The sequence below is a fragment of the Bacillus sp. AFS002410 genome, from assembly GCF_002556365.1.
In the GTDB taxonomy this organism is placed as follows: domain Bacteria; phylum Bacillota; class Bacilli; order Bacillales; family Bacillaceae_G; genus Gottfriedia.
This window is the reverse complement of record NZ_NUEU01000022.1, coordinates 81,340-91,938: the sequence shown is the minus strand read 5'-3', so window position 1 is coordinate 91,938 and position 10,599 is coordinate 81,340. Positions and strand designations below refer to the sequence as shown.

Below are 10,599 nucleotides of genomic sequence, written 5' to 3'. Positions count from 1 at the left end.
ATTCACTACGTTCTAACTAATTTATTGAATGCCAAGTTCACTCATAATTGACTCAAGCGTGTCACCTTTATATTTTTTCTTCGCTTCAGGTGATGAACCAGGATGTAAGTATTCTAAAGTTGAATTTTGCTTTAAATAGTTTAATTGCACGAGTTTCATATCTTTTTCATCTACAATGCCATCGAAATTGATATCTGCCGCACGTTTGTTTGTTCCCCAATAGGTTCTGATATACTCAGCATCTAACACATCAATAACATTATCTTTGTTTACATCACCTGCTATAACATACGCATCACTAACTAATGCAATTAAACCAGCTTGCATATCTCCTTTTTTAGTTGTAGTTTCAACGGTATCGTAATACGTGAAATGTCCAGGTATATCAACTGCCACAGTGTATCCTTTATCATTCAATGGTACATTACCAAAGTTGAATGAACTGTTAGCATTTAAATTTTGTTCAAGTGTAGTTCCTTGTGAATCTAGCAAACTGATCTTCCCGCCTATTTTTGAATAATCTAAAGCTGAATTCCATACATTGTTTTCAGCGAGTAATCCTTGGGAAATAACTTTTCCTGACACAATCGATTGTTTTTGAGCTACTTGAATATTATTGTAATCAAAGAATGGTTGAGCAAATACCCATTTTCCAGATTGATCTGTTAGAAGCGTATTAAAGGTCAAAAACCCAGTTTGATCTAACTGACTTCCATCTTTTACTTTCAAATACACATCAATCATTGGAATATCACCGCTCACCTCGTGAGTTCCATCCATCGTCAACGTATACACTTCATCCATATAAGTTCCACCATTTATTGGATTTGTTACATGCTTTATATTAATTGAACTATATTTTGAAATCTCAGGACGCGCTTGTACATTTACGATTTCTACTTGCTTAGGATCAATTTTCATTGTAAATTTTGCTTCCTTTAAATCCTTCAAGTTTTGGACAGTTAATGAATATTTCACTGTATCGCCTGCTCTAACTACTTTTTTGTCCAAATCACCTGTTACATATGGCGTACCTTCCTTCAAGAAGTAAACCGTCGTACGACTTTTTCGATTATTTGCTGCATCAAGCCCATCTATAAATGTAGTAATGATATCTTTACGATTATCAAGTGGTAGGTTATATTCCAATTGGCCATTTTTATCTACTTGCTTTACAATGTCCGGGAAACCAGTAAACCCTGAATACGTAAATCCTACCTTGTTATTAGATTGATCAATATTAAAACCAAGGTCCTGCATTTCTGCTACTTCGTGATCAATAACTGTTGCCTTAATCGGATAAGATGTTTGATTTGCAGGGTATTCAATTACCCTTTTATCATCTACATTAGTTTGAAAGTCTGGATTTGTGTTATCTACGAAGAAATCTTTCTCAATTGAAAATGTTTTTCCATGGTCATTTGTACCAATCAATTTAAACTTGTATTGACCTTGCTTAGCATAGACTACTTTATCTGAGATCGGCTGATTTTTACTTCCAGTAAATGGTCTATATGACCCATCGTAATCTAGCCAGCCATAGTCTATATTTTCATTGACTGACATTCCATCAAGTTGACCAATGTACCCAAGGTCTTTTCCAGATTTACCATCTACTAATACTGCGTCAATCACTTTCATATGCGACTTTACGCTAAATTCAAACTGTAAATTCGTTTTGTAAATTTGACTTGCTCCATTTGGCATTGTCGACATAGAAGGATTAGCGAGTGATAAGTTTCCCATCCCCTCTTCAACAACTCGAATTACAAATGGAACCTTATAAGTTTCATTAGGATTCGCTTTATTTGTATAAACTACATATCCTTCATATGTACCATTTTCAGCAGTTTTCGGAACAAAAATTGATACCTTAGTCTGCTTTTGATTGTTTCCTTTTACTTTAATCTCCGAATCAGTGATAACATGTACATCGTTTTTTTCGGCATCTTTTGAATCTCTTACTCCAGTTTGGAATTGTACATCAACTTTAAAAGTTTTGTTCTCACTTTCCAAATTTGAAAGGACTACTTTACGGCTATCTAAAATATCATTACCTGATGCTCCAAAAGATCCGAAACTAATCCCACCTGTTTTTTCTTGAATAGTTGTTTCCTCTCCATTGCTAATGATTGGTGTTTTATCCAAAACTTGAATTTCCATACCAGTATGAACTGCTTTATATGGATCAATTCGACCAGCACCTACTTCAAATACGCTATATGGTTTCTTCAACTCATCTGCCGTATTCATTATGATCGACTTTATATCCTCAGGCTGTAAATTTGGATTTGCTTGTAACATTACGGCTGCAACTCCTGCAGTATAAGGTGATGCCATTGAAGTTCCAGATAATCTTTGATAAGCATATTCGTAATTACTTTGATTATCTTTACTATTTATATAAGAAGGTACGGTAGACATGATTGAAACACCAGGTGCCACAATCTCAGGCTTAATATCATAATTAATACGAGATGGTCCACGAGAACTGAAATCTGCTAATGTGTCGCCTTCTAATGTTCCTTTACCTATTTCAGTAAATGTAAAAGATGCATTACCTGCTTGTACATTTTTTAATAACTCTAATCCTTCTGTATTCGATAACGTGAACGTAGGAATATTTGTTGTACCTTCTCCAAGATAATAAGGGATAAGACCTTCATCTGGATTGTCATTGTACATTAAAATGCCAGCTGCTCCCTTTAGCTGTGCATACTTCACTTTATCTTGTAAAGTAATTGAACCACGTGCAACAAGTACAAATTTTCCTTTTACATCCTTTCCTACATAGTTGCTTGAGCTACCGACTCCAACATCTACAATCGGGAATGTTTTCCCAATTAATCCCGGTATATCATCTGAATATGCTTTTGCCATTAAACGTACATGAGCTTGCTCAGCACTTTCGCTTTGCATCGAGATCGTGAATGTTTCCATCTCGATTGGCACATCACTTGCTCCTACTGACAAAGGTAATGCAGCAGCACCTGGTGAACCTAACGTATATAAATCACTACCAGAATTCCCTGCTGCTACAACCGCCGTTACACCACTTAAAACGGCATAATTGACCGCCATACTCGTTGGAAATAGAGGATCATTAACAGCAGCGCCTAGTGATAAGTTGATGACGTCCATCCCATCTGCTACAGCCTTATCAATTCCTGATAAAATCGCATCACTTGATCCTGAACCATACGGACCAAGAACACGGTACACATAAAGGTCAGCATCTGGTGCAACTCCTGTCGTCGCAAACTCGCTATTGTTTTTGCCGCGTCCAGCAATAATGCCAGATACATGAGTTCCATGCTCTGTATAATAAGTGGATCCATTTGAAGTTTCGGCTTTTTTGGAATTCTTCCAATCCGAATAGGTCGTTTCCATTGGATCTGTATCATTATCTACAAAGTCATAGCCACCTTTGTAGGCGCCCTTTAAATCAGGATGATTATAGTCAATTCCCGTATCAATGACCCCAACTTTTATTCCTTTCCCTGTATAATCCTCATCATGTAATTTATCTACACCAAGGTACGAGTTTCCGCCTGGGATGTTTATAGATGATGATGCTTCTTTTGTTGTGTTTTCTTCTTTTGGCAGATCAAGTTGTACTACCTTATCGCTCCAAATAGATTTAACAGCATCAGAGGACAATAAGCTTTTAACCTTATTTGCGGGTAACGTCATAGCCACACCATTAAAGGCATTCTTATAAATTCGTTTGATCTTAAATGAGGATTTCTTTTTTTGAATATCCTTTTTAAAAATCGATTTTAAATCTTGCTGAAATGTTGCTTGATCACCATCTCTTAAACTTCTAGCTTTACTAGCTGATAAACTTTTCCCATTAATCTCTGCTTCTAATTGCGCAACTTTTTCAGGCTTTTGCTTAAATTCAACTATAACTGAAACTTCTTTTTCGCTATTGAGATCTACATTCGGGTCAAGTTTAAGACCTGTACTATCATTTAACTGTAAATCTCTCAAAGCAGAACGTTGCTCATCCGTCAGATGAGATAAAACGTCTTCAGCTTTTGTATTTGTCTCCGCTTTTACAACAGAATGATAACTGATTGGAGTAATTGTTCCTAAAATTACTCCTACGCTCATTACTAAGCTAAAAGCATTTTTTCTTTTGGTATTTCTCTTTTGTTTCATTGAGTCGTGTGTCTCCCTTCGCTAACACAAAAAGTTAGTCTATTATGAATTTTCTTAAAATTATAATCACATTATAATGAAAATTGATTTATTTGATATTTTTACAAAAAGATTCAACATACCAAATATTAATCGATAATATTCAACAATAGGATTTGTATAAGAATGTAAGGTTAATTAATATAAACAGACTTCATTCAAATAAAAAACGCCAATCTTTATTCTGTTGGCAGATTGGCGTTTTCTATAGGTTTTTAATGCAATTGTTTACGATTGATATTATTAATCTATTAACTTTTTGAGAACGTTCTAGTAAATTTTTAATAAAATTCAGCTAAATAAAATACGGTAAATTTTTACATTTTTTTCATTTTCACTAATAAGTTGACGAATTCTCGTAATTCCTATTTTTGATTTAGTCTATCAAATTAACAATTATTTAAAGCTTAATTAAAAGTTTAGTAAGCTAATGGCGGTGTATTTAAGTAAAGTAGTTGTTATAAAAAAAAAACGCTATTCCTTCTTAAAAAATGAGAAAGAATAGCGTTTTTTTCTTTATTAAAATCTAAAATCTATTAAATCATTTCTGAAACTAACTTTGCCATGATTACATTTGAAACTATAACTGGGAGATCAGTTAATTGGGACACTATTCCTCTTGATTGTTCTTGGTATGCCATACAATCTAGTAATATAAGATCTACTTTACCCTTCAGTTCTTTTGCTGCTTTTTCAAAGTTTTTCAAATCATTTTTATAAGGAGAAGCAATCGTAATATATGGATTCATTCCAAACTGAGAAAACTTATTCTTAATACTATCTACTTGTTCAGCTAAAGGGATAATAACGCCTAATCGACGTTGTCCCAGTATTGCTTTGACAGCCGAAGGAATAATTTGATCTGGTTCAATTAAATAGGATATATTTGTTTGTAATCCTGGAAATTCGCCCGTACAAAGTAGCAAAATTTGCTTTATCCCCATTGTCTCCAGTAGATTAATTTTGTCTTGCATAATGGATTGCATTTTCTTCCTCGACATCACAACAGAATCACCATTGATTAATCGAGTAGTTAATATATAATCGCCAAAGTCTGGTGACAACTGTTCTTCAATCAATTCTTTCGTAAAGCCATCCAAAACTCCAACTTGAACTATTTCAGAATGACCATTTAAGTGTTTTTCAATAACTGATGCCATATCATGTCTTGGTGCTTGACCTATTGTAATCATTCCTAGCTTTGTCATTTGTTTCACTCCTATTTAAAAGGCAAATGTAAAGATCTTTGATGATCAATGAATAGCTTCTTTCCCCATTGTTTGTAAGATTTTCATAGAACCATAGAGTCCAATAATTTTCTCAAACTCATCTTTATCATAAAATTGGCATGTACCGTTTGTAGTTTCTTTGGCAACTTCAATTGCAAACCGAGCAGCTAAAGCAATATCTGTTTCATGACTAGCTCCTGTACCACAGCCTGGAACAGCAGATTGAGCTGTAATTGCTAAGCCTATAACAGGTGAGTCAGTAGCGACAGACGGCTGAAGGATTGAATTAATATGATAGATATCATTTCCATAAGGTGTTATATCCTGCATTGTAATTGGATAGGTAACTGGAAGCTGTCCTGTCGTCATCTCCATAATTCTTAGTAGATCCTCGCTAACACGAAGAATGTAACCTTCTTTCACGGTTGGGGAAATTGCAACCCCTTTATGGTTAATAACACGATTACCTTTTGTCGTATCAATCGATAAAACGAAGTCCATTTCAGGTAATACTTCATATTCATTCATTGTTAAAATATCAACAGGCGAATCCATAAAATCTACAGGCTCATGTGGAAGAGTAGGAGCATCCGGACAAATATGAGTTGTTACATACACATCGCCTTTCAAAGCATCTCCTTTTACTTGCATATCCGCTAATTTTAACGCAGAAGCAATAGCTGCTACAGCTCCATCTGCATCAGAAACTAGACCGATTCTGCTAGGTCGTGCGCCAATTCCACCAAGTCTACCTACAATTCCGAAAGTAGGAGCAACACCGCCAGCAGTTTTACCCTCGTTCCCTGGAATTAAAATCTTGATAAAATCCGTGCTACCTTGCTGCCCTGTTACCGTATTTACTTCCACTTTAACGTCGGGATATAAATTAAATAACTCTTTTACCTTTTCACCATTTACATACGCGTTATCTAAAGCATCAATTACAGTAAGTGTTTGTTTAAGTGTCATTTTAAAGTCCTCCCCTCATTCATACGATTTGTATTAAAGAACTGATTTTTTAATAATGCCTTCAATTTGTCTCAAAAGATTTTCATTGCTCATTGTTGTGCTTAAAATTAAATTTTCTTTCGGCACTGCAATTACTGAAAGATGCTGCCCTTTTTCAATTGCTGCCGATACAATTGGTTTCGCTGTTTTTGCGTCAAAAGTCATAATTAAATCCGGGAAGGTGCCGAAACGCTCACCATCTTTTTCTAACGTCATATATTCATTCCAAAATGTTAATTCATAAGAATCATTGATCCAAACGGTTCCCACATCAAATCCGCCCGCGGTTTCAAGTTGAAAATCGGTAACAGTTCCTGTTGTAATAATTTTCCCACCTAGCTTTTTGACAACCGCATCGATTGCAGCTTCACCTTGATGAGTTAATAATGCTTCCCCAACTTCCATCGCCTGCATAATTGCTCCTGGTGCTCCGTTTTGCTTTGCGTATGCGACAGTTACTGGGTTTCTAGCAACTGCAACAACTCCACCAGCTTCAATTGATGCTTTTCGAACCATGTTTGATGTCTTATCAAGTGAACCAGAAATGCTCACCTCAACATAGTTTTCATCTTTTCCACCAATAGCAGCTTGATGTGATACATAATCGGGAAGCTCGGATAAATTTAGAGAACCCATCGATCCAGTTGGATGCGCTCGTCCATTACACGGGATATCGATAACTGGAATATTTGTCACAGCACTTTGAAACCATCCATTTACAGAGGTCCCTGCTCCGTTCTCATTTGTCATAATTCCTTTAATTGGTTTATCAATTTTCTTTGAAAGAAGCTCTAATGCTTGAGCATAATGGACGGGTTTCACAAACTGATCCTTTGCCGCTGGTGCTCCAACTAATGAAACTGTTACAAGTAGATCCTCATCTTCAAGCTCGTCCACTGTAAGAAGTTGCGGTTGACCAACTTCAAGCGCTAACTTACCAATTTTAAGACCTTCTTCAATCCAGCCACCGCCGCCGCCACCTAAGACTGCGCCTCCATAAACTACATATTCCACTGTTTTTTCATCTAATTTTATAACTGTCATTTTAATCGCCTCACTTTTTCATTTTGAACATTGAATTAAAGAAGTTGAACAATGCGTCACCCGCAATAAATCCTGCGGCTAAAATACTCATTGGAGCTTCAGCTTCTTTCCCTTTTACTTTCAATACAATAACTCGAATTAAAATCCCTAAAAGTACAGCCCAACACGCATTTGGACTTAAAATAAGTAATCCGGTAGCAAATAAAACACCTAATTGTCGACCAGGGCCACCAATTAATTGAAGAATCGCGCCTGGTATCGCCCAAAGTAAAAGCTGTTTTGCTACTTCTGGGGATGCACCTGCTTTAATTGTTGAAACATATACCGCATCAATTGGTGGTACTAAGCCTTGTGCGAAAAAACCTTTATATGTGATAAGAACTGTCAAAAGAGCGACCCCAAAAGAAATCATCCCTGTAATGTACTGTTGTTTTCTTCCTTGTAATTCATACTCTTTGTCTTCGCCGTTTCCGCGAAGAATGTAACCAGTTTTTAGATCATATCCCATATCAGCAAAAGCTGGACCTGTTGCAGCACTGAATCCTGCTAATAAAGCTAGTGCTACAGGTGGAAATCCGATCAACATTCCAAATAAAAGTGTAATGAATGCAACGGCAAATGCTGGGAACCAACCAGAATGCATAGCAGCAATCCCTACAATCAATTCATGTACAAATGCTGCAAAAGCGGCAAATAATAAGAATCCTATGAACATCCCAGGAGACATTTTTGTAATAATACCTCCAGTAATAGCAATTAATAGGGCTATTATCAGATATGCAATAAATCCATACCCCAATGCACGTCTTGCTTCTTTAATCGGTCTAGTTAATCTACTCTCATCTAACTTAGCTGCAGTATTCTTTTGTTTTTCATTACTTTTCTTTTGTTTACCAAAAATCAGGAACGAGACTTGAACTAAAGCTACAATTCCGCTCCAATCATAAATCCATGAGCGATGTAATGTTGATTTATATCAAAATTGAACCAAGGAATCGAATACTGGTGAATCATAAGTCCAATTCCAAACATTGAAAGGGCCCAAATATTCCCGATAAATGCTGTACCAAATGCTGACATTGAAATATTAAAATAAGAACCTATTAATCCAATTCCAGTACCAATCCCTAAAAGTGCTGCACGTTTTCCACCCTTATCTCCTGCAAGAATTGATTGAGCTGTAGCAACGCCGGGTGCCCAAGTTTCAGATGCTGGGAAAAGTCTAGAATCAAAAATTTTGTAAAGAATAGCAGCGTCGACAAACATTGCTAACGCAGCACCAATCAACATTGGGACAATTAATTTTGAGTTCCCCATGACGAATGGAATTCCAATTGGTATTAACAAGCTATTAGCTGCACCAAACGTCGCTGAAGAGATTGACGTTTGAACAAGATTTTGTCGATGAATCGATTTATACTTTTTGAACATTGCTCCTGGAATTCTAGCTACTAGCATCGCAACAAGTGCACCAACAATTGATGTACTAGGCGTAACGCCAAGCGTCGTAATGATTTGCATTCCAATGATTGCTCCAATAACGCTCGTTATGATATTGAAGATCAGTGCAAAAGGCTCAAAAATACTTGGATGCTTTTTTTTGTCTTTCATAGATAATTCCCCCATTTAAATTCCCAGCTATAAATTTACTTTTTCTTTCTGTAAAAATTCTCTAATTTCAGTCTTCTTTGGTTATTACTTTGTTTATTCCTCCTTTTTATTTTTATCAATTTATACTGTTTCTATATTAGAAACACTGTTTCTTAAAATATAAACCAATTATAAATAATAATCTAAAAATTTTCAATATTAATATTCTTCCAAGGATTGGTAATGAGGTTTTCTTGCTATTAGTATGTAAACAAAATATAGAAATAAAAAAACTGCACCTCAATCGCTAGTTGCCCTAGCAATTGAGAGTGCAGTCCAAAAATGGTCTTATTTATGTATCATATTAAATTCGAATGTAATTTGTTGTACTTGAAGCTAAGAAAAAAGATTTATCTTGGTATGTAATGATTTTGATTTTCCAGATCGTACTGAGATAGATACCCCTGGATTTTCTCTGCCGTCCTCTGAAGTTTCGGTAATACTTCTGGAACAATCGATTCAGGCATACGATATTCTGGACCTCCAATTGTCAATGAAGCAATGATTTCCTGCTTTCTGTTAAAAAGAGGAACAGCTAATGCGAAGATTGATTCCGAATATTCACCGATTGAATAACACCAACCTTTTGCACGAATCTCTTCTAAATCTATTAACAACTTTTCAGGCTCTAGTATTGTCTTACTAGTAAACGCCTGTAATCCCTTATCTATAATTTCTGCTATTTTTTCTTCCGGAAGATAGGCCATCATAACTTTACTAGATGCCCCTGCATATAGTATCGTTCTCGCTCCTTTAGAAACTGCAAATTTGATTCTTCTATCAGTTTCAGCAATTTCAACTGTAACAGCTTCTGATCCATCAAGCCAAGTTAAAAAAGTTGATTCCTCTGTTTCCTCTGAAAGCTCTTTCATAATTGGATAAATATAATTAGAAAGATTCATTTTCTCTTGAACGATATGACCATATTCTAAAAATCGAATACCAAGTTCGTATTTCTTTGTTTCCGGGTTTTGAGCTAAAAATCCATGACTCTCAAAAGTAGCTAGAATTCTATAAACGACTGAATGGTTCATATTTATTTCCTTAGATAACTCTCGAACACCCCATGAAGGATTTTGCTTTGTAAAACATTTCAAAAGCTCTAAAGAATTGTCTAATGTTTTTAGCATGTTGGCACACCTCTAATGTCTCTATATTAGAACCGTAGTTTCTATTCTTTATTTCCATTATAACTGTATCTAATGGAAGAATAAAACAAAAAATGTATAGTGAAGCGGTAAGGTTTATGGGCACGTTTATTTCGCTCTTTATAGCAAGGTTACTGAATAAAAACAAATTGTAAAATCTTTTATATATTATTTTACGATTATAATAATTAAAAAAATAGAGGTCAAAAACAACAATAATAGCAACAAAGGATAAACAAATAAATGCACTATATATCCTCCAATCTATAGAAAGACTCCGGTATTATACCGGAGCCAATTAAAACAAAAATTATGTT

General features: G+C 35.4%; 5 protein-coding genes and 1 pseudogene. All 6 read right to left on the bottom strand.

What is annotated here, in order from left to right:
• Positions 1–21: 21 nt before the first annotated feature.
• On the bottom strand, positions 22–4,164 hold the full coding sequence (locus CN692_RS14530) for a S8 family serine peptidase (RefSeq protein WP_098119886.1): 4,143 nt from the start codon (positions 4,162–4,164) through the stop codon (positions 22–24).
• Between the two features lie 575 nt (positions 4,165–4,739).
• Positions 4,740–5,411: an AroM family protein gene (locus CN692_RS14525; RefSeq protein WP_179874451.1), complete on the bottom strand. Its 672-nt coding sequence runs from the start codon at positions 5,409–5,411 to the stop codon at positions 4,740–4,742.
• Between the two features lie 45 nt (positions 5,412–5,456).
• Positions 5,457–6,401 (bottom strand): DUF1177 domain-containing protein, encoded by a 945-nt coding sequence (locus CN692_RS14520; protein WP_098119884.1) that lies wholly within the window; start codon positions 6,399–6,401, stop codon positions 5,457–5,459.
• 33 nt (positions 6,402–6,434) lie between these two features.
• Positions 6,435–7,484, bottom strand: coding sequence for a DUF917 domain-containing protein (locus tag CN692_RS14515; RefSeq protein ID WP_098119883.1), 1,050 nt, complete (start codon positions 7,482–7,484; stop codon positions 6,435–6,437).
• Between the two features lie 10 nt (positions 7,485–7,494).
• Positions 7,495–9,095: pseudogene (locus CN692_RS14510) on the bottom strand (OPT/YSL family transporter).
• A 389-nt stretch (positions 9,096–9,484) separates the two neighbouring features.
• On the bottom strand, positions 9,485–10,264 hold the full coding sequence (locus CN692_RS14505; protein WP_098119882.1) for an IclR family transcriptional regulator: 780 nt from the start codon (positions 10,262–10,264) through the stop codon (positions 9,485–9,487).
• Positions 10,265–10,599: the final 335 nt, after the last annotated feature.